Raw genomic sequence first — 18,904 nt, 5'->3', positions numbered from 1 at the left:
CCGCGGTGCGCGGCGGCCCGGGTTCACCCTCCGTCTTCCGGGGGCTGCAGCAATCCGGTGGCGAGGCCGGCGGTGAGGGCGCGGGCCGTCTCGTCGGCGAGGCCGGCGGCGTGATGGGCGGTGGTGCGGACCGTGTGCAGGTGGCGGAAGGCGTCCCCGTAGCGCCGCTGCTCGGCGGACTCCAGCAGCGGGACCCGCAACCGGCGCGGGTCGATACGCACGACGGAGGTGCCGGTGGTGGAAGCGCGCACGTTCCCGCGGTCGGCGAGGAAACCGGCGAGGAACCACGGGTCGAAGCGGTCGGCGTCGGGGCGCAGCAGCAGGATGTTGCGCCCCAGCAGGCAGCGGGCGTCGGCGGCGTCGGCGACCCGTACCTGAACCGTGCCCGCGCCCCGCAGGACCTCGGGCAGGAGCACGTCTCCCTGCCGGATCCCCACAGGGGCCGCCCCCGCCAGGTCGGTATCGCCGCCGGAGGCGGGGCGGCTCCGGGCGAGGTCCTCTTCGGTGAGCACAGCGGCGTCTGCGGGCACGGACTCATCGCCGTCCGCACCGCTGTGGCGTGCTGGGGAGCCGGCGCGCAGCACCTCCAGGGCTCCTCCGCGGACCAGATCGTCCACGGCCGCGCGGCGCCAGGTCCGGGGTTCGGCGGCGGGCCCCGACCAGGCCGCCTGCCCGCTCAGCCGGGCGAACCGGTCGGCGGCGCCCTGCAGGCGCTCCCCCGCTTCGCGCGCTTGGGCCGCCGCCTCCTCAGGGGTGGCGGGGGTGGCGCCGAGCGCGGTGTGGCGGGCCGGGGTCAGGTCGACGGCGTCGTCCAGCAGGTCGACGACGGCCACGGCGCGGGCGGGCGCGGGCGCCTCGGCGAGGTCGCCGCCGTCGCGGTGGATCCGCCAGGTCCGGCAGACGCCGGTGTGCAGCGCGGGCCGGTCGGAGCCCGCCGCGGCCGCGGGGTCGGCGGCGGCAGCGTCGGCGAGCAGCAGCGGCGGGGGCGTGTGGCCGTCGGTTTCGGCCGGGCGCCGCAGAATCCACAGGTGCAGGCCGATGTGGGCGGGCTGGGCGGCGCCCGCCGGCAGGGCGACGACGCCGCGCAGTGCGCCGCTGCGCAGCAGTTCCGCGCGGATGCGGCGACCGGAGGCGCGGGAGGCGACCGCCGGCGGCAGCAGCAGGACCGCGCGACCGCCGGGCGGGAGGTGGGACAGGCAGTGCTGGATCCAGGCGAGTTCGGGTTCGCCTTTGGGAGGAAGGCCGAACAGCCAGCGCCGGTCGTAGGCGAGCTCGCGGTGGCCCCAGTCGCGATCGCCGTAGGGCGGGACGCACAGTACGGCGTCGGCGGTGTCGGTCGCGAAGGCGTCGTCGCGCAGGCTGTCGCCCAGGCGCACGGCGACGTCCTCGGCACCGGGTGCCGACAGCCGCAGCTGTGCGGCGGCCAGGGCCGCGGGGCCCGGGTGGAGCTCTTGGCCGAGCAGGCGTACGGCGCCGGCGCGGGCGGCCGCGGCGAGCAGAGAGCCGCTGCCGCAGGCGGGGTCGAATACGGCCGGAGGTGCGTCGTCCAGGAGTCCGGCCATGGTTTCGGCGAGCGGCTCGGGGGTGGTGTGGGCGCTGCCGAGCCCGGGGTCGAGGTGGTCGGCGGCCACGCCCAGGACCGCCTCGGTTCCGGCGGTGGACAAACAGCGCAGCAGGGTCCGCAGGAGGCCGGGCGTCTCGGGGTCGTCGGGGAGGGGGCCGGCGCCGGGGATCGCGGTGGCGGGGTCGGCCGCGGCGCTGTGCGCCCAGGCCGTCAGGCCGGTGTCGGTACCGTTCTCGAGTTCCGCCAGCTCCGCGCCGGTGCGGCCGGCCGCGGCCACGACGCAGGGCAGCAGCGCGGCGGCGGTGCGGCCGGGGTCGGTGCGCGACCGGAGTTCGCTGTGCAGCTCGTCGGCGGGTGAGTCTTCGGGCAGCTGGCCGCGTTCTTTCAGCCAGGTGCGCACGGCGGCCAGCTCGTAGCTGGGTCTGGACTCCGTACCTCCGGCCGGGTCGGGGAAATCGGTGTGGCGACGGCGCCAGTTGCTGACGGTGGCGCGGGTGACGCCGGCCAAGCGGGAGATCTCTGCGGCGGTCACCAGGGCGTCGGCCTGCGGACTCATGTGCTCCTACCCGGGGTGGAACGGACGGACTGTCCTGAGTTTATACACCACCCCGGACACACCCAATCGTTTGACATAGTTTTCAACTATTGCTCTACTGCCATTGCTTTCGAAATCCGGAAGGCCGGGCGACGCTCACCCTGCACCGCGTCGCCCGGCTGCGGCGCGCACAGCGGGCCCGTCGGCCTCCCGCCCCGGCCCCGGAAGGGCAGGCGGCGCGTGCGCCACCGCCCACGGACCCCCGTGGCGGCGCCCGGAGCTTGGCAGAACCGGACGAGCTAAGGAGAATCCCTCGTGAACGAACAGCAACCGCCACCCGCCGCTCCGCCGCAGAAGAAGGGCAAGGGGTGGCTGTTCGGCTGCCTGGGCTGCGGCGGCCTCGCCGTCCTGGTGCTCGTCATCGTGCTTGCCGTCGTGCTTGCGGGCGGCGGCTCCGAGGACTCCGGAGACGGCAGCGGTGACGGCGGCGGTAGTGGCAACGGCGGTGACGGCGGCGGGAGCGCCGCCGGAATCGGCGAGACCGTCGAGTCCGGCGCGTTCGCCTTCACCGTCACCGAGGTCGAGGACGGCGTAACCGAGCTGTCCGACGACACCGGCGTCATGACCGAGACGCCCCAGGGCCAGTACGTGATCGTGCACGTCACCGTGGAGAACGTCGGCGACGAGTCCGGCACCTTCGACGCTTCGGGCCAGAAGCTCTTCGACGGCGACGGCAACGAGTACTCGGCCGATTCCCAGGCCCCGATCATGACCGGTGATCAGAACGCGTTCCTCAACGAGATCAACCCCGGCAACACCGTCGAGGGCCGAATCGCCTTCGACATTCCCACCGATGTACAGCCCACCCGGATCGAGCTGAGCAGTTTCCTCAGCATCGACGAGCCCGCCGTCGTGAACCTGACGTAGCCGGCGCCGGGTCGCAGACAGCGGGCGCCGGCCCTGACCCCGCCGGCGTCCGCCCGCGACCGCGCCGCCGCCCCCGTTCGGCGTCGATGGCGGCGCGGCCGTATGCGGGCGGCGGTCAGCGCCCCGCCGGCTCGGGGTCGGGGTCGGGCTCCCTGCGGCGGACGCCGAACGATCCGGTCAGCGGCGCCAGGAACGCCAGGAGCGCGGAGAACACGAACCCGCCCCAGTTGAAGACGGCCCACGGCAGGAATTCGAAGTTGCCCACCCCGAGCGTGGTCGCGAAGAACACGCCGGAGACCGTCCAGGGCATCAGGACCTCGGTGATGGTGACCGAGTCCTCCATGCTGCGGGAGAGGTTGACGGGGTGCAGGCCGCGCTTCTTGTAGGCCTCTCCGTAGAGATCGTTGACCAGGAAGAACGTGACCAGCGCGTTGGACGTGCCGTTGATGATGGCGAACCCGGACAGCAGGGTGGCCGAAACCAGCCCGCCGGTCGAGCGCAGCTTCTCGATCATCCGGCTGAGCAGGACCCGCAGCACGTTGGAGTTCTCCAGGGCCGCGGCGAAGAAGAACGCGCAGAAGACGAAGAACGCCGAACTGTACATCGAGTACAGCCCGCCCCGCTCCAGCAGTTCGCCGAGGGTGTCGGAGACGCCGTCGGCGGCGGGCAGCATGTCGGCGGTGAATCCGGACACGGCCGCGGCGAACAGGTCGGCGACGCTGAAGCCCTGCACGAGCGCCGCCAGCACCAGCGCCGACATCGAGGACACGAACAGCACCACCAGCGGCGGCTTGCGCATGATCGATCCGATCAGCACCACCGCCGGGGGCAGGAGCAGCAGCGGGTTCAGCTCGAACAGCCCGTCCAACTCGGCCAGGGTGCTGTCGACGACGTCCAGGTCGACCGATCCGGCGTCGATGGAGGATCCCGCGAACCAGAAGACGGCGATCGCCAGCAGCGACGACGGCACGGCCGTGTAGAGCATGTGCCGGATGTGCTCGTAGATGTCGGCGCCGGCCGCCAGCGAGCTCATGTTGGTGGTATCGGACAGCGGGGAGAGCTTGTCGCCGAAGTAGGCGCCGGAGACCACGGCGCCCGCGGTGATCGCCAGGGACACGTCCATCGTGGCGGCGACGCCGATCAGCGCGACGCCGATCGTGCCCGCCGCGCCCCACGACGTTCCTGTGAAGGTCGCCACGATCGCGGTGACGACGAAAGCCAGGGCGTAGAGGTAGGAGGGGTCGATGAGCTCCAGTCCGTAGGAGACCATCAGGGGGATGGTTCCGGCGATCATCCACGTGCCGATGAGCATGCCGATGCTGAGCAGGATCAGGATCGCGGGCAGGGCCCGTTTGATCTTCTCCCCCATGTCGGTGAGGATCTGCGCCGTGCTTCTGCCGTGCCAGACGGCGAAGACGGCGAACACCACCCCCGCGAAGATCAGCATGAGCTCGGCCGGGTACTGCATCACCCCGATACCGCCGACGAAGATCGCAACGGTGATGGCCACGGGGACCAGGGCCAGTGCCACACCCGGTTGGGGCAGGGGCCGGGTTTCCTCCTGGGGGGCGGTCATAGGGAATCCTCTCGGTACTGGTGGTTCGGCGGCCGCTAGAGCGTGGTGAACGCCGCTTCGAGGTCGGCGATCTGGCGGTCGGCGCCTTCGAGCCCGACGGACAGGCGGACCGTCCCGGGCGGTACTCCCTTCGCGCGCAGTTGGGCTTCGTTGTCGGGCCGCAGCGGCGACGTGACGAGGCTTTCGTAGCCGCCCCAGCTCACACCGGTGCGGAACAGCGAAAGCGCGTCGATGAATCGGGCCACCCGTTCGAAGGTGGCCTCGGCCAACTCGAAGCTGAGCAGCCCGGAGAACCCGCTGAACTGCCGGGCGGTGATCTCGGCGTCGGGGCCGTGCTCGGCGTAGGGGTGGTGCACCACCGCCGCTTCGGGGCGCGTGGCGAGGTAGTCGATCACCCGCTCGGCGTTGCGCCGGTGCTCTTCCATCCGCACGGGCAGGGTCCGCAGCCCGCGCAGGACCATCGAGGCCTCCGTCGCCGACATCACCGAGCCGAAGAGCTGGTGGCCGTTGTAGAAGATCTCGCGGATCAGCGGCCGCGTGCCGACCACGGCTCCGCCGACGACGTCGCTGTGTCCGCCGATGTACTTGGTCAGCGAATGGATGGCGAGGTCGGCTCCCAGGGCCAGCGGCTTCTGGAACAGCGGGGTCGCCCAGGTGTTGTCGATGGCCGTGCGCACGCCGCGGCGCCGGGCGACGGCGGTGATCGCGGGGAGGTCGAGGACCTTCATCCGCATCGTTCCGGGGCTCTCCAGGTAGATGAGCGCCGTGTCCGGGCGGATGTGGGCCTCGACGGCGTCGGGGCCGGTGTCCTCGGTCAGGACCGTGTGCTCGATGCCGAAGGCGCCCAGGCGCTCGGCGAGTTCCAGCGTGGGGCCGTACACGTTGTTGACGAACAGCACGTGGTCGCCGCTGCCGAGCAGGCCCGCCAGCACGGCGCTGATGGCCCCCATGCCCGAACCGAAGCACTTGGCGGCTTCGCCGCCTTCGAGCAGGGCCAGGCGCTGCTCCAGGAACGCGACGGTGGGATTGGTGCCGCGGCTGTAGACGTATTCGTCGTGTTCGGCGGCCTGCTGCTGCACGAACGTCCGGAACGAGGGCTTGGTGAAGAGGCTGGTCTGAAACACCGGCGGGGTGACCGCGCCGGTCTCGTGCCCGGGCCCGTCCCACGGGCCCATGCAGATTTCCCTGTCGGTGCCGTTCAACCCTGCTCCCCCGAATCCAACCGGTGCGGCCGCGGATGTGCGGCGGCGGTTTCCGCCGCTTGTGGCGGCACGGCCCCGCCCGCCGCACGTTCACCCCGCGCGCCCCGGAACGGCCTGTTCGGGCCGTGCGCAGGGAAGAAGGCGCGGAGCCGTGAATCATCCTGTAATACAAGCTGATAAGCAGTCAACGGATTCGTGCGACGAATCCTCCGCGTCGCCGCCGGAACGCGAACCGTGACACGGGCCACCCGCATCCGCGTCCCGCCGCGGCCGCGCACGTTCCGCGGGACCGGGAACCCGCGGCGCGGCTCTGTAGGCTGAAGGCGTCGGCACATCCTCCAGCGAAGGGCGAGGCGAACAGATGGGAGCAGCTCCGGTGGAGCCGTCCGATCAGGAGCCCGCGGGGCGGAACGGACCGCAGCGGGCGCGTCCGCACTCGCTGACGGCCCAGGTCGTCGACTTCATCGAGGAACTGTGCGTAGGGCCCGACGCCACCCCGGGGGGCCGGCTGCCCGCGGAGAAGGAGCTCGCCGAACGCTTCGGTGTCAGCCGGGTCGTGCTCCGCGAAGCGATGAAGACCCTGGAGGCCAAGGGGCTGGTGCACCGCCGCCAGGGCAAACCGGCGGTCATCGCCTCGCCCAACGCCCTGCCGGTGGAGAACTTCATCGCCCTGTCGGTGCTGCGCGACCGGCGCGCCCTGATGGAGTTCACCGAGATCCGCAAAGCGTTGGAGGTGCACGGCGCCCGGCTGGCCGCACAGCGCATCGCCGGACCGGAGGAGGAGCACACCCGCGAGCACATCGCCCGCGCCCGCCGCGCCGTCGCCGATATGCGTGCGGACCCGCTCGACGTGCCCACCCGGCTGCGCACCGACGTCCAGTTCCATCAGGCGCTGGCCGCCGCCTCCGGCAACGGCAGCCTCACTCAGATGCTCGACGCGCTGGAGCAGTCACTGGCCCAGAGCCGCGAGCAGAGCCACCGCAGGTTCCTGGCCACCGCCGAGGACCCGGCCGCCTCGGCCGACGAGCACGACGTCGTCCTGGAAGCCGTGCTGACCGGCGATCCCGCCCGCGCCGTGGCGGCGATGGAGCACCACCTCGAAGTCACCCTGCACGAGATCCAGACGCGTCCCGAACCGGACCGGGCCGACCCGCCGGACACCGCACAGGCGTAGGACTCCCGTCCCGGCGGCGCCCGGACCCGCAGGTTCCGGACCGGTACCGCGCCGCGGCATGAATACGCCCGCCCGCGACGAGGGGATCGTCGCGGGCGGGCGCGGATCCGGGGCTGCGGTCCGGCCCCGCGGGAGGCCGCTGCGGAAGCGGCCACTACTGCGTCCGCAGGTCCTCCGGGACGATGTCGGTGTAGCCGGGCGGATCCTCGACCAGACCGGTCTGGGAGTGGAACTCCAGGGCGGTCTCGACGGAGTCCTCGGAGAAGCCGACGTCGGCGGCCGTCTCCTCCTGCATGATCGGCAGCAGGTCCGCGCGGGCCTGGACGTCGATGCCCTCCATGTAGCTGGCGAGCAGCTCCTCGACCTCGGTGCCCTCGCGGATGTCGGTGTTGGCCCGTTCGATGGCCCGCTGGAAGGCGGCGACCTCGTCCGGCTTGTCCTCGCGCACGTCGGCGGTGGTGAAAACGACCCCGTGGGCGGTGTCCTCGAAGCCGGGGATGTCGCCGCGCGACGGCGAGATGTAGGTGGTGCCCACCCCGGTGGCCTCGGCCTGCTGGGGAACCGGCTGGAAGAACGACAGCGCGTCGACCTGCCCGGATTCCAGCGCCCCCAGGGCCGCGGGCGGGTCCGCGCCCAGGTTCACCAGTTCGGCGTCGGTGGCGGGGTCCATCCCGTTCTGCTGGAAGGTGTAGCCGACCAGCGCCTCGGTCCCGCTTCCGGGACCGGTGATGCCGATCTTCTTGCCCTCCAGCGCCGCGATCCGCTCCTCCAGCGGCGCGTCCGCGCCCGGCCCGTCGAAATCCGCGCCGACGACGATGTCGACGTAGTACTTCTCGATCAGACTGGCCGCCAGCTCGGCGGAGTCGTCGTTGCCGTACAGGTTCAGAGCGTCGGTCAGGACGCCGGCGCCCAGATCGATGCTGCCGGACTGCAGAGCGGCAGCCAGCTTGGCCCCGGTTCCCATGCGCGGGCGCTCGCCGAGTTCGACGCCCTCGTCCGCGAAGTAGCCGCGCTCTTCGGCGACATACAGCGGGAAGAAGGCGACCGAGTCGCTGATCTGGCCGACGTTGAGCGTCCCGTCGGGGGTGTCGGAGGCGCCGCCGCCGGCGCACCCGGTGGCCAGTAGCAGGGCCGACAGGGCGGCCGCAGCCGTCGCGCGCACGCGGCGCTCCGTGGTCGTGGTTGTCATGCTTGGGCCTCCGCTGGTTTCCACCGGCTCACGCGGTGGTCGACGAGTCCGACGAGGAAGTTGAGGATCGCCGCGATCACGCTGAGCACCACGAGCGTGGCGAACACGCCGGCGGTGTCGAACGTGGCCGCGGAGTTGCTGATCAGGTAGCCCAGCCCCCGGTTGGAGGCCACGAGCTCGCCGATCACGGCCCCGATCAGCGCGTAGGGGATCGCCACCTTGAGTCCGGTGAGCATCCCGGTCATGGACGCGGGCAGCATCACCTTGAGGGCGATGTCGCGGCGCCCGCCGCCCATCAGCCGCACCGCGTCGATGAGGCCGCGGTCGACTTCGCGCACGCCGGCGGCGGTGTTCAAGAAGACGAGGAAGAACACGGTGACCGCGGCCAGCAGGATCTTCATGTCCATCTCGATGCCGAACCAGACGATGAACAGCGGTGCCAGCGCCACCTTCGGGATGGAGTACAGCGCCATGACGAAGGGGTCCAGCACCCGGTAGACGGTCGGCAGGGTGGCCAGCGCGAAGCCGAGCACCGCGCCCCCGGCCGAGCCGAGCGCGTAGCCGTAGACGATCTCCTGCAGGGTGATCCAGGAGTGCATCCACAGGGTGCCGTCGGCGTTCCAGTCGACCAGGCGGCCCCAGATGTCGCTGGGCCGGCTGGTGAAGCTGGGATCGAACACGGTGCCGGCGGCCAGTTGCCAGACCGCGACGATGCCGGTGATCAGCAGCAGCCGGGCGGCCCAGACGGACGTGGTGCGGCCGTTGCGCTCCCACCAGGTGCGCTGGAGGGCCACGGTTCCGGGCCGGGTGTCGGAGTCGGCGCCGGTCGCCGCTGATCCGGTTTCCGGCGGGTCGGTCTTGTGGGATTCGGTCATGGCGCTCATCTCGCCCCCTCGCGCAGGGCTTCGGTCATCTCCCGGTGCAGCGCGACGAAGTCCGGATCCACACGCAGGTCGTCGGGGTCGCGCGGGCGGGGCAGGTCGAGTTCGCGGTCGAGGATGCAGCGCCCGCGCAGGCCCAGCACCACGATGCGGTCGCCGAGCAGCAGGGCCTCCTCGATGTCGTGGGTCACGAACACCACGGTCTGGCCGCCGTCGTGCCACAGCCGCAGCAGCTCGGCCTGCAGGTCCATGCGCAGCTGGGCGTCCAAGGCCCCGAACGGCTCGTCCATCAGGAGCGTCTCGGGGTCGCCGGCCAGCATCCGGGCGAGGCTGACCCGGCGCCGCATGCCGCCGGACAGCTCGCGGGGGTAGTGGCGCTCGAATCCGGTCAGTCCCACGCGCTCGATCAGTTCCACGGCGCGTCCGCGCCGCTCTTGGACGCCGACGCCGCCGATCTCCATCGGCATCTCGACGTTGCGGCGCACGTCCCGCCAGGGCATCAGCGTGTCGCTCTGGGTGAGGTAGCTGATTTCGGTGCGGGGGCCGGTGACGGGATCGCCGCGGTAGGCCACGGTTCCCGACGTGGGCCGGATCAGCCCGGACAGCAGGTTGAGGGCGGTGGATTTGCCGCATCCGCTGCGCCCCAGAACGGTGACGAAGCTGCCCTGGTCCACCTGAAGATCGAAGTCGCGGAGGGCGACGATGCCGGTGTCGTCCTTGACGAACTGCTTCGTCAGCCCCTGTACGTCCAGTAGCGTGCTCATGTTCGCACCCTGCCCGCCGTCTCGTCCTCGGCCCGCAGGCCGTAGGCGTCGTAACTGAGTTCGCCCGAGCGCCAGCGCTCCCGCAGGCCGTCCTCCTTGGCGATGCGCGCGCGGACCGCCTCGGCGGTGGCCGCGACACGGTCGGCCGGCACGGCTGCGGCGCCGTCGTCGTCGAGCAGCACCACGTCGCCCGGCGCCACGGTGGTGCCGCCGAGCTCCACGGGTGTGTCGACGGTGCCGCGGACGTCCTTGGTGGCGCCGCGGACCCGCCGCCAGCGCGCCCACACCGGCAGGCCCATCTCCCGCAGGTCGGCGGCGTCGCGCACCGAGGCGTCGACCAGCACGCCGGCCGCGCCCCGTCGTTTGGCCTGGGTGGCGAGAAGGTCGCCGAACAGGGCCACCGGGCGGGGGTGGGGCATGGTCAGTACCAGGATCTCGCCGGGCCGGAGGTAGGCCACGGCCTCGTGCACGGCGCGGTTGTCGTCCTGGCCGCACAGCGCGATGCGGGCGGGCCCGCCCACGCGTGTTCCGGGCAGCAGGGGCTCCAGGTCGAGGTCGATCAGGCCCGCGCGCCCGGCCGCCTCGTAGACGGTGGCCACGCCCGCCTCGGTCAGCTCCCGCACGGGCTCGTCGGCCGGCCCGCTCACAGCGCACCCACCACGTTGGGCAGCAGCCGGTGGAAGGCCTCGGCCTGGCGGATGCCGGAGTCGCCGGTGACCTTGCGGGCGTGGTTGCCGCGCTGGTCGGCGCGCTGGCGGTAGTAGTCCTGCAGGTACTGCTGGGCCTGCATGGCCGACATCGCTTCGACCTTCTGCTCGAAGACGGCGCTGATGTCGACGTAGACCGTGGGGACGAACCCGCACAATTCGGGCTGGTGCGGCTCGAAGACGAGGAACTCCGACGGGGGCGCGGTGCGGAACCCGCTGGCCACCCCGGCGCCCGAGGTGAGCAGCCGGGCTTTGGCCACCGCGGCGTGGGCGGCGGGGTGGTCGGGGTTGAACGGGTCCTTCTCGGGGTGGGTGAGCACCACGTTCGGCGCGAAGCCGCGCATCATCTCGGCGAGGCGGTCGATCGCCTCCTTGCCCGGTTCCAGCGGGTAGTCGCCCAGGTCGAGGGCTTCGAACCGGGCGCCGACCGCACCTGCGGCCTTCTCCGCCTCGGCATGGCGGATGCGCTTGACGTTGTCCTCGGTCTGGCCGGGCTCTTCCCACAGCTTCCCGGATTCCCCGCGTTCGCCGTAGGACAGCGCGACCACGACGGCCTCGCCTCCCGCGGCGGTGTGGCAGGCGACCGCGCCGGCGGCGCGCCAGACGAAGTCGGCACTGTGGGCGCCGACGACCATCATGCGGCGGTTGCTCATCGGATTCCCTCCTGGGCGGCGGCGGTGGCGGCACCGGCCCGCTCGGTTTCGGCACCGGCCAGCCAGCGGGAGTTGGCCACCGCCATGGTGCGGATCTCGGATTCGGTGAAGCCCTCGGCGAGCAGGCGGTCGGCCAGGATCGCCAGACCGTCCTCGACGGGGGGATTGAAGGGTTGGCCGAGGTCGCTGGAGAGCACGGAGTTCTCCGGGCCCGCGGCCCGGATGTTGTCCACCCAGGTGCGCCACTCGACCTTGCCGGTGTAGGGGGTGGTGAAGCAGCGCTCCAGCAGGACGCCCTGTTCCGCGAGCCGCCGTTGGCGTTCGGCGGCCACCTGCTGGGAGGTGAACTCGGGGTGGGTGACCACGACGCGCCGCACGCCTTCGTCGAGGGCGGCGCGGGCGACGACGTCGATCTCGGCGGTGCTGAGGTGGCCGGTCGCCAGGGTCATGTCGTGTTTGGCGACGACCCGCAGCACTTGGCGGGTGACGGCGCGGACCTCGCCGTGCTCGTCGAGGGCCTCGACGGGGTCGGCGGCCATGCCGTCGGCACGCAGTTCGTCCTGCAGCTGCGCCCACATCGGTGGCGTGGCGCCTTCGGGCATGGCCGCGGTGCAGGCGCGCTGGTTGGAGCTGTCGACGGTGGGCAGCCACACGACCTGGGCACCGCCGCGGCCGGCGATGTCGACGGCGATGGGGTTGAGCCCGCCGACCGAGCCGTTGAGCGTGATGGCGCCGACGGCGCGGCATTCGGGCACGGCCGCGTTGACCACTGCGGCCCGCTCGGCCGTGGGGGCGTAGTGCGACTTCAGCACGAATCCGGCGAGGCCGGCCGCGGCGAAGCGGGGCGCCAGGGAGAGGTCGTCGATCCGCCGCCGCATCACGTCGGGTGCGACGTGGATGTGGGTGTCGTAGGCCCCCTCGACCAGTTCCCGCGCCCGAGGAGAGGGCGTCGGATGCTCCGTCATACCGCCTCAAATCGTGTCGACATAATGCCTGAAGAAATTGTTAACAATTTTGATGACATGTGTCAAGGCTCACGAGACGTGGATCTCCCCTGGTCGCGGCGCCGCCGCCGACCGCCGCCCGATACACGAATGCGCGGCCGGCGCACCCCCTGCAGCGGGGCGCGCCGACCGCGCCGACGGACCGGGCCGCGGGCCTACACCCGCAGGTTGCTCACCGACGTGGCCTCTTTGAGCGCGTCGATGACGCTACTCAGGTGGGCGCGCATGGCGCGCTCGGCGCCCTCGGAATCGTGGCCGCTGATGGCCGCGATGATCGCCAGATGCTCGGGCAGCGAGGTGGTGGGCCGGCCGGGCTGCAGGGACAGCCGGAACTGGTGGCGCACGTTCTGGGCGCGCAGCCGCTCCAACACGGCTCCCGCGGCCTGCTGCCCGCTGAGCTCGCGGATCCGGCGGTGCAGCAACTGGTTGGCTTCGGAGTAGCCCAGCACGTCGCCCTCGCCGACCAGGCGCTCCATCCGCCCGCCGATCTCGCGCAGCTCGGCGGCCTGCTCGTCGTCGATCCGCTCGGCGGCCTTGGCGGCGCACAGCCCTTCCAGCATCATGCGCACCTCGCTGATCTCCACTGCCTCTTCCAGCGAGACCGCGCGCACCCGCGCACCGCGGTTCTGCTCGCGCTCGACGAGCCCTTCCTCGGTGAGCTGCAGCAGCGCCGCGCGCACCGCGCTGCGACTGGTCGCGAACCGAGCGGACAGGTCGGCCTCGACCAGCCGCTGCTCGGGGGCGAACTCGCCGTCGGTGATGGCCTCGCGGATCGCCGCGGCGACGGAGCCCCCCGAACCCCCCTGCGTCTTCGCCGTACTCCGCGAGCCCGAATCTCCGCGGTTGGTAGCCACGTTCCCTCGCTTCCCCTGTGCTCCGCCGACCCCCGGGAGCCCGGCGGCAATATTGTCGCCAATTTCGTCGTCACATTAGTGTAGACCCGTCCGATCCACGACGATGGGGAGCTGAACGTGAGCGGTGAGCAAGTGCCGAGTGTCCGGATCGCCGTGCTGGGCCTGGGAGAGGCGGGCGGGCTGATCGCCGCCGACCTGCGCGACGCGGGAGCGCGGGTGCAGGGCTACGACCCGGCCCGCAGCGCTCCGGACGGCGTCGCCGACCTTCCCGGCGAAGCCGCGGCCGCATCCGGCTGCGACCTCGTACTCAGCGTCAACAGCTCCAAGGCCGCCCCGGAGGCGCTGGAGGCCGGCCTGGCCGGAACCGGCCCCGGCACCGTGTGGGCCGACCTGAACACCGCGTCGCCCCAGCTCAAGCGCCACCTGGGCGAGACCGCCGCCGCGGCCGGGATCACCTTCGCCGACGTCTCCCTGATGAGCCCGGTACCGGGGCGCGGCCTGCACACCCCGATGCTCGCCTCCGGTCCGGGCGCCGCCAGCTACGCCGAGCTGATGGGCGCGCTGGGCGCCGGCGTCGAGGCGATGGACGCGCCGTCCGGGTCGGCCGCCGAACGCAAGCTGCTGCGCAGCGTCTTCTTCAAAGGCCTGGCGGCGGCCGTGGTCGAAGCCCTGGAGGCCGGACGCGCGGCCGGCTGCGAGGACTGGCTGCGCGACAACATCGCCGACGAGCTGAACCGCGCCGACGCCGGCACCGTGCAGCGCCTGGTCGAGGGGAGCCGCGTGCACGCCGCCCGCCGCGCCGACGAGATGCAGGCCGCCACCGACATGCTCACCGACCTGGGCGTGGCCCCACTGGTCAGCACCGCCGGCCGCGACCTCCTGCAGAACCTGCGGGATCGCGCCTGACCCCGACGGCCGCCTGTGCCGAAGGGCGGCGCCCCCGCGTTCGTGGCGCCCATGCGGGCATATCCCGTGCGTACACGATTACGATACGCACACGAACACCGCTGAGGGAGGCACGAATGAGCGAACACGACCCCGGCCCCGGAACACCCGGCGCCCCCGGCGCCCCCGGCGGTTCCGGCGCGTCCGGCGAGGCCCCGCGCCCGCCCGTGGACCTGTCGGTGCCGCATTCGGCGCGCGTGTGGAACTACTGGCTGGGCGGCGACGACAACTACGCCGCCGACCGCGTCGCCGGGGACGAGGTGCTGAAGCGGCTTCCCGACATCGCCGAAGGGGCGCGCGCCGAGCGGGCGTTCCTGAAGCGCGTGGTGCACCACCTCGTGGTCGATGCGGGCATCCGCCAGTTCCTGGACGTGGGCACCGGTCTGCCCACCGCGGACAACACCCACGAGGTGGCCCAGCGGCTGGCACCCGAGAGCCGGGTCGCCTACGTCGACAACGACCCCCTGGTGGAGGTGCAAGCCCAGGCGCTGCTGACCAGCACGCCCGAAGGCGCGACCGACTACTTCCGCGCCGACCTGCGCGACACCCGCACCGTCCTGGACAGAAGCGCCGAAACCCTGGATTTCGCGGCGCCCGTCGGGCTGATCCTGCTGGGCGTGGTCAACCACATCATGGACGACGCCGCGGCCTACGGGGCCGTCGCCCGGCTCGTGCGCGCCCTGCCCGCGGGCAGCTACCTCGCCCTGACCCACTCTACGGCCGAGGTCCACGGCGAGCCGATGCTGGACGTCATGCGCGAGATGAACGAACGCGGCGGCACGCCGATCACCGCACGCAGCCGCGAGCAGATCGAGCGCTTCTTCGACGGCACCGCACTGCTGGAGCCGGGCGTGGTCTCCTGCTCCCTCTGGCGCCCGGAACACTCCGGCGCCGGCGCCCCGAACGAGGTCTACCTGTTCGGAGGGGTCGGCCGGATCTGAGCACACCCGCCGCCGACCGCTACGGCACCGCCGGAATCCGGGTCGGGCCGCCCGTCAGGGCCGATCGCCGACCTCCGGATCCGCGCCGCCCGCACGTCGACCCGGGGCGCGGGGCTTGAGCGGCAACCGAACGGCCAGTGGCGTTAGCGGGTCATCGCCGCCGACGGCTCCTTCGGCGCGCCCGGACGTCGTGGCCCTCGCTTCTTGTGCACAGCCGGGCCACGACCTCGGGAGTGACGCGCGGGCCGAGGACGGCGAGCGTGCGCTCGTCGAGCCGGGGAAGTGAACCACCAGCGTCAGTCGATCGACCGGGCGGACGTGGTCCGCTGTCGAGGCTCAACGATTTCGTGGTGCGGCGTCTCGGAACACGGTCTCGATGAGGCTGGCGGCAGCATCGGCGACCACGGTGTGCTCGACGCCGGCCGAGGTGAGGGCCTCGATCCCGCGCAGGGCAACCAGGACGTGGCGCGCCATGGAGCGGGCGTCGTGGGAATCCGGCACCGCGCCGGCCCGCTGAGCGGCCGCGACGCCGCGCACCAGGATCTCTTCGAACCTGCCGTAGGTCTGCCGCGCGGCGTGCGCGACCTCGGGATCCTGGGCAGCGAGCTCGGCGGGCGCCTTGGCCAGGAAGCAGGCCGTGGGCGGCGGTTGTTCCCCGCCTGAACCGCTGGGGCTGTCGGCGAGACGCTCGATGAGGCGGCACAACCTGCCCGCGGCCTCATCGTCGGGCACGTCGAGCTCGGCCTCGATCGCGTCGAGGGTTCCGCTGCAGTAGTCGGCGAACGCCCGCATGTAGAGCGCGTGCTTGTTGCCGAAGATGGTGTACAGGCTCGCCTTGCTCAGCCCGGTCGCGTCCATCAGGTCGCTCATGCCGGTGCCGGCGTAGCCCGAGGACCAGAACCGGTCACGGGCCGCCGCGACCACCGCCGTCTCGTCGAACGTTCTGGGACGTGCCATGCCTCTCATCCTACCCAGGTTCTAGACGCAACGGTCCACAACAAGTTATGATCCGATCGGTCTATAACTCTGAGGAGAGGCGGTACCCGTGGATCAACTGAAGGGCAAGACGGCCCTGGTCACCGGAGCAAGCAGCGGCATCGGCCTGGCGACGGCCCGGCGGTTCGTCGCCGAGGGCGCACGGGTCTACCTGACGGGACGACGGGAGGCCGAGCTGGACAGCGCGGCTCGCGACCTCGGACCCAGCGCTGTCCCGGTCCGCACCGACGTCTCCGAGAACGCCGACCTGGAACAGCTCTTCGAGCGCATCAAGCTGGACGGGCAGGGACTCGACGTGGTGTTCGCTAACGCGGGAGGAGGCGAGTTCGCCGCCCTCGACGAACTGACACCCGACGGGTTCGACCGCATCTTCGCGACCAATGTCCGCGGCACCGTCTTCACCGTCCAGAAAGCCCTGCCCCTGCTCAACGACTCGGCGAGCATCGTCGTCACCGGCTCGTCCTCGGCCCACCGCGGCGTCCCGAACTTCGGGGCCTACTCAGCCTCAAAGGCAGCACTGGGCCAGTTCGTCCGCGTCTGGGCCGCCGAGCTATCCCCCCGGGGCATCCGCATCAACACCATCGTCCCCGGCACCACCGACACCCCGGGACTGCGAGGACTCAACCCCGACGGCCAAGACGCGATGCTCCAGCAGACGGCCGACGCCACCACCCTGGGACGCGTCGCCCACCCCGAGGAGATCGCCGCCGCCGTCCTGTTCCTGGCCAGCAACGAATCGAGCTTCGTCACCGGCACCGAACTCACCGCCGACGGTGGTGAAAGATAGATCCGCGGCTTACCGCCACTGGCCGTTCGGACCCAGGTGTCCGCGGAGCGGCCTAGGACTCCTTGGCGGCTGCGAGGGTCTTGTGGACGACGCCGACCGAGACCTTGACCCCGGCGGCAATGGTGCGGATGGAGTCTCCGCGCCGGCGGCGGGCCAGGATCACGGCACGCTTGTCGTCATCGACCACGGGGCGCCGCCCGCCGCTGCGGCCGCAGCGGCGGGCGGCGCCCAGGCCGTTGCTGGTCTTGCGGACGATGTCGCGGCGCCGGTCTTCGGCCAGGGCGAGGGCTTGGACTCCAGGTGGCGGACCGCGGCCAGCAGTGTCGCCAGCCGGCGGCCGTCCGGATGGCGGCGCAGCGCCGAGGGCGTCGAACTCCAGCACCGTGCCCGGCACGTCCAGCGGGTCCTCCAGAAACGTCCCCAGCCACCGAACCGTCACCAGCTGGAGCGCGAACCCGAGCTTCATGTGCTGGCCGCGCCGCTGCGCGACCTGCGCCCGGTCCTCGTCATCGAGGAAGAACACCCGCTCCGGATCCGCCCGCGACGGCGGCCCCGCGTACCGCCCGTAAGCGGTCGCCTCGTCATCGGTCAGGAACTCCACTGGCATAGGCCGCAAAGTAGGGCCGACCGACCAGTAACCAACCCAGAGCGACCGAACCGTTACCAACCCCTGGGGTGTGTCGGCGCCACCCGCATCGGAACGCTGGGTGGCGGTACATCCGCCTGGCGCGACCCGCTAACGCCACTGACCGTTCGGTTGCTGCTCAAGCCCCGGCGCTCGGCGGCGAGCCCGGGGCCGGAACGCTTCCGGTGCCGACGGTGGCGAAGCGGGCTTCAGATGACGCCGAGGTCGCGCATGGTGTCGGCGACCTTGATGAATCCCGCGATGTTGGCGCCCAGCACGTAGTTGCCCGGCGCGCCGTAACTCTCGGCGGTCTCACGGCACATGGTGTGGATGTCGGCCATGATCTCGGCCAGCCGGCGGTCGGTATAGTCGAAGTGCCAGGAGTCGCGCGAGGCGTTCTGCTGCATCTCCAGGCCCGAGGTGGCCACGCCGCCGGCGTTGGCCGCCTTGCCCGGGCCGAACGCGATGCCGGCGTCGCCGAACACCTTGAGCGCCGCGGGCGTGGTCGGCATGTTCGCGCCCTCGCCCACCGCGGCGACACCGTTGCCCACCAGGGTCTCGGCCGAGCGGCCGTCCAGCTCGTTCTGCGTGGCGCACGGAAGCGCGACGTCGCAGGGCACGTCCCAGATCGAGCCGCCCTCGACGTGCTTGGCGCCCCCGATGCGGTCGGCGTACTCCTGTATGCGGCCCGAGCGCGCTCCCTTGATCTCGCGGACGGCGTCGAGGTCGATGCCGGAGTCGTCGACGATGTAGCCGCCGGAGTCGGACATGGACACGACGGTTCCGCCCAGCTCGGCGGCCTTCTGCGCGGCGTAGATCGCCACGTTGCCGGAACCGGAGACCACCACGCGGCGGCCCTCGAACCCGTCGCCGCGCGCCCGCAGCATCTCGTCGACGAAGTAGACGGTGCCGTAGCCGGTGGCTTCGGTGCGCACCTGAGAGCCGCCCCAGTTCAGGCCCTTGCCGGTGAGCACGCCGGACTCGTAGCGGTTGGTGATCCGCTTGTACTGGCCGAACAGGTAGCCCACCTCGCGCTGGCCGACCCCGATGTCGCCGGCGGGCACGTCGGTGTACTCGCCGATGTGGCGGTGCAGCTCGGTCATGAACGACTGGCAGAAGCGCATCACTTCGGCGTCGGAGCGGCCCTTGGGGTCGAAGTCGGAGCCGCCCTTGCCGCCGCCGATGGGCAGCCCGGTCAGCGCGTTCTTGAGGGTCTGCTCGAATCCGAGGAACTTGACGATGCCCAGGTCCACCGAAGGATGGAACCGCAGCCCGCCCTTGTAGGGGCCCAGGGCGGAGTTGAACTCCACCCGGAATCCGCGGTTGACCCGGATGACGCCGCTGTCATCGGTCCAGGGCACGCGGAAGATGATCTGTCGCTCGGGCTCGCACATCCGCTCCAGGACCTGGCTGTCCAGATACTCGCTGTGCCGTTCCAGTGCCGGTTCCAGCGACTCGAGTACTTCGTGTACGGCCTGGCGGAACTCGGCCTGGTCGTAGTCGCGCCGCTCTATGTCGGAGAAAACCTTCGCGGTCAGCCGCAAGCTGTCACCGTCCGACGATCCCGTGGTCATCTGCGT

At 71.7% G+C, this 18,904-nt stretch carries 18 protein-coding genes; 5 read left to right on the top strand and 13 right to left on the bottom strand.

Going from position 1 to position 18,904, the window contains the following annotated elements:
* Nucleotides 1–23: 23 nt before the first annotated feature.
* The gene (locus HNR25_RS17645) at nucleotides 24–2,120 is read right to left on the bottom strand and encodes an N-6 DNA methylase (protein WP_184636895.1); all 2,097 of its coding nucleotides are present in this window, start codon (nucleotides 2,118–2,120) and stop codon (nucleotides 24–26) included.
* A 294-nt stretch (nucleotides 2,121–2,414) separates the two neighbouring features.
* On the opposite strand from HNR25_RS17645, the gene HNR25_RS17640 reads away from it, so the two are divergent.
* Nucleotides 2,415–3,026, top strand: a complete 612-nt coding sequence (locus HNR25_RS17640; RefSeq protein ID WP_312862599.1) for a DUF4352 domain-containing protein — start codon at nucleotides 2,415–2,417, stop codon at nucleotides 3,024–3,026.
* 115 nt (nucleotides 3,027–3,141) lie between these two features.
* Here the strand turns inward: HNR25_RS17640 and nhaC are convergent, their stop codons facing one another.
* Together nhaC and HNR25_RS17630 are read right to left on the bottom strand one after the other, a co-directional pair.
* On the bottom strand, nucleotides 3,142–4,602 hold the full coding sequence (gene nhaC, locus HNR25_RS17635; protein ID WP_184636893.1) for a Na+/H+ antiporter NhaC: 1,461 nt from the start codon (nucleotides 4,600–4,602) through the stop codon (nucleotides 3,142–3,144).
* A gap of 35 nt (nucleotides 4,603–4,637) precedes the next feature.
* Nucleotides 4,638–5,777, bottom strand: coding sequence for a trans-sulfuration enzyme family protein (locus HNR25_RS17630; RefSeq protein ID WP_221457670.1), 1,140 nt, complete (start codon nucleotides 5,775–5,777; stop codon nucleotides 4,638–4,640).
* Between the two features lie 388 nt (nucleotides 5,778–6,165).
* On the opposite strand from HNR25_RS17630, the gene HNR25_RS17625 reads away from it, so the two are divergent.
* Nucleotides 6,166–6,978, top strand: coding sequence for a FadR/GntR family transcriptional regulator (locus HNR25_RS17625; RefSeq protein WP_184636889.1), 813 nt, complete (start codon nucleotides 6,166–6,168; stop codon nucleotides 6,976–6,978).
* 154 nt (nucleotides 6,979–7,132) lie between these two features.
* Here the strand turns inward: HNR25_RS17625 and HNR25_RS17620 are convergent, their stop codons facing one another.
* The 7 genes from HNR25_RS17620 to HNR25_RS26870 all read right to left on the bottom strand — a co-directional run bounded on the left by HNR25_RS17620 (nucleotide 7,133) and on the right by HNR25_RS26870 (nucleotide 13,030).
* Nucleotides 7,133–8,167, bottom strand: a complete 1,035-nt coding sequence (locus tag HNR25_RS17620) for an ABC transporter substrate-binding protein (RefSeq protein WP_184636888.1) — start codon at nucleotides 8,165–8,167, stop codon at nucleotides 7,133–7,135.
* Complete coding sequence (locus HNR25_RS17615; protein WP_221457662.1) at nucleotides 8,164–9,051, bottom strand: ABC transporter permease; 888 nt, start codon at nucleotides 9,049–9,051, stop codon at nucleotides 8,164–8,166. The genes HNR25_RS17620 and HNR25_RS17615 overlap by 4 nt, the downstream gene beginning before the upstream one ends.
* The gene (locus HNR25_RS17610) at nucleotides 9,048–9,812 is read right to left on the bottom strand and encodes an ABC transporter ATP-binding protein (protein WP_184636886.1); all 765 of its coding nucleotides are present in this window, start codon (nucleotides 9,810–9,812) and stop codon (nucleotides 9,048–9,050) included. The genes HNR25_RS17615 and HNR25_RS17610 overlap by 4 nt, the downstream gene beginning before the upstream one ends.
* On the bottom strand, nucleotides 9,809–10,459 hold the full coding sequence (locus tag HNR25_RS17605; protein WP_184636884.1) for a 4-carboxy-4-hydroxy-2-oxoadipate aldolase/oxaloacetate decarboxylase: 651 nt from the start codon (nucleotides 10,457–10,459) through the stop codon (nucleotides 9,809–9,811). The genes HNR25_RS17610 and HNR25_RS17605 overlap by 4 nt, the downstream gene beginning before the upstream one ends.
* Nucleotides 10,456–11,172, bottom strand: coding sequence for a PIG-L deacetylase family protein (locus HNR25_RS17600; RefSeq protein WP_184636882.1), 717 nt, complete (start codon nucleotides 11,170–11,172; stop codon nucleotides 10,456–10,458). The genes HNR25_RS17605 and HNR25_RS17600 overlap by 4 nt, the downstream gene beginning before the upstream one ends.
* Nucleotides 11,169–12,137, bottom strand: a complete 969-nt coding sequence (locus tag HNR25_RS17595) for a DUF6282 family protein (RefSeq protein ID WP_184636880.1) — start codon at nucleotides 12,135–12,137, stop codon at nucleotides 11,169–11,171. Before HNR25_RS17595 ends, HNR25_RS17600 begins: the two co-directional genes overlap by 4 nt.
* 194 nt (nucleotides 12,138–12,331) lie before the next feature.
* Nucleotides 12,332–13,030, bottom strand: coding sequence for a GntR family transcriptional regulator (locus HNR25_RS26870; RefSeq protein ID WP_184636878.1), 699 nt, complete (start codon nucleotides 13,028–13,030; stop codon nucleotides 12,332–12,334).
* Nucleotides 13,031–13,147: 117 nt separating this feature from the next.
* Here HNR25_RS26870 and HNR25_RS17585 point away from each other — a divergent pair, with 117 nt between their 5' ends.
* Complete coding sequence (locus HNR25_RS17585) at nucleotides 13,148–13,936, top strand: NAD(P)-dependent oxidoreductase (RefSeq protein ID WP_184636876.1); 789 nt, start codon at nucleotides 13,148–13,150, stop codon at nucleotides 13,934–13,936.
* 116 nt (nucleotides 13,937–14,052) lie between these two features.
* Nucleotides 14,053–14,916, top strand: a complete 864-nt coding sequence (locus tag HNR25_RS17580; RefSeq protein WP_184636874.1) for an SAM-dependent methyltransferase — start codon at nucleotides 14,053–14,055, stop codon at nucleotides 14,914–14,916.
* A 336-nt stretch (nucleotides 14,917–15,252) separates the two neighbouring features.
* Here HNR25_RS17580 and HNR25_RS17575 read toward each other — a convergent pair whose 3' ends face one another.
* Nucleotides 15,253–15,873, bottom strand: coding sequence for a TetR/AcrR family transcriptional regulator (locus HNR25_RS17575; RefSeq protein ID WP_184636872.1), 621 nt, complete (start codon nucleotides 15,871–15,873; stop codon nucleotides 15,253–15,255).
* Between the two features lie 88 nt (nucleotides 15,874–15,961).
* Here HNR25_RS17575 and HNR25_RS17570 point away from each other — a divergent pair, with 88 nt between their 5' ends.
* The gene (locus HNR25_RS17570) at nucleotides 15,962–16,699 is read left to right on the top strand and encodes an SDR family NAD(P)-dependent oxidoreductase (protein WP_184636870.1); all 738 of its coding nucleotides are present in this window, start codon (nucleotides 15,962–15,964) and stop codon (nucleotides 16,697–16,699) included.
* Between the two features lie 52 nt (nucleotides 16,700–16,751).
* Here the strand turns inward: HNR25_RS17570 and HNR25_RS17565 are convergent, their stop codons facing one another.
* Both HNR25_RS17565 and gdhA read right to left on the bottom strand, forming a co-directional pair.
* Complete coding sequence (locus HNR25_RS17565; RefSeq protein WP_184636868.1) at nucleotides 16,752–17,306, bottom strand: DUF4158 domain-containing protein; 555 nt, start codon at nucleotides 17,304–17,306, stop codon at nucleotides 16,752–16,754.
* A 227-nt stretch (nucleotides 17,307–17,533) separates the two neighbouring features.
* Nucleotides 17,534–18,898, bottom strand: coding sequence for an NADP-specific glutamate dehydrogenase (gene gdhA / locus HNR25_RS17560; protein ID WP_184636866.1), 1,365 nt, complete (start codon nucleotides 18,896–18,898; stop codon nucleotides 17,534–17,536).
* Between the last annotated feature and the right edge of the window lie 6 nt (nucleotides 18,899–18,904).

The sequence above is a fragment of the Streptomonospora salina genome (assembly GCF_014204715.1).
In the GTDB taxonomy this organism is placed as follows: Bacteria; Actinomycetota; Actinomycetes; order Streptosporangiales; family Streptosporangiaceae; genus Streptomonospora; species Streptomonospora salina.
The sequence above is the reverse complement of the archived record's forward strand: the minus strand, read 5'-3'. Positions and strand labels throughout refer to the sequence as shown.

Coding starts and splice junctions, on each gene's coding strand:
- HNR25_RS17645 (WP_184636895.1), bottom strand. CDS start 2,120: ATGAGTCCGCAGGCCGACGCCCTGGTGACCGCCGCAGAGATCTCCCGC.
- nhaC (WP_184636893.1), bottom strand. CDS start 4,602: ATGACCGCCCCCCAGGAGGAAACCCGGCCCCTGCCCCAACCGGGTGTG.
- HNR25_RS17630 (WP_221457670.1), bottom strand. CDS start 5,777: ATGGGCCCGTGGGACGGGCCCGGGCACGAGACCGGCGCGGTCACCCCG.
- HNR25_RS17625 (WP_184636889.1), top strand. CDS start 6,166: ATGGGAGCAGCTCCGGTGGAGCCGTCCGATCAGGAGCCCGCGGGGCGG.
- HNR25_RS17620 (WP_184636888.1), bottom strand. CDS start 8,167: ATGACAACCACGACCACGGAGCGCCGCGTGCGCGCGACGGCTGCGGCC.
- HNR25_RS17615 (WP_221457662.1), bottom strand. CDS start 9,051: ATGAGCGCCATGACCGAATCCCACAAGACCGACCCGCCGGAAACCGGA.
- HNR25_RS17610 (WP_184636886.1), bottom strand. CDS start 9,812: ATGAGCACGCTACTGGACGTACAGGGGCTGACGAAGCAGTTCGTCAAG.
- HNR25_RS17600 (WP_184636882.1), bottom strand. CDS start 11,172: ATGAGCAACCGCCGCATGATGGTCGTCGGCGCCCACAGTGCCGACTTC.
- HNR25_RS17595 (WP_184636880.1), bottom strand. CDS start 12,137: ATGACGGAGCATCCGACGCCCTCTCCTCGGGCGCGGGAACTGGTCGAG.
- HNR25_RS17580 (WP_184636874.1), top strand. CDS start 14,053: ATGAGCGAACACGACCCCGGCCCCGGAACACCCGGCGCCCCCGGCGCC.
- HNR25_RS17575 (WP_184636872.1), bottom strand. CDS start 15,873: ATGGCACGTCCCAGAACGTTCGACGAGACGGCGGTGGTCGCGGCGGCC.
- HNR25_RS17565 (WP_184636868.1), bottom strand. CDS start 17,306: ATGCCAGTGGAGTTCCTGACCGATGACGAGGCGACCGCTTACGGGCGG.
- gdhA (WP_184636866.1), bottom strand. CDS start 18,898: ATGACCACGGGATCGTCGGACGGTGACAGCTTGCGGCTGACCGCGAAG.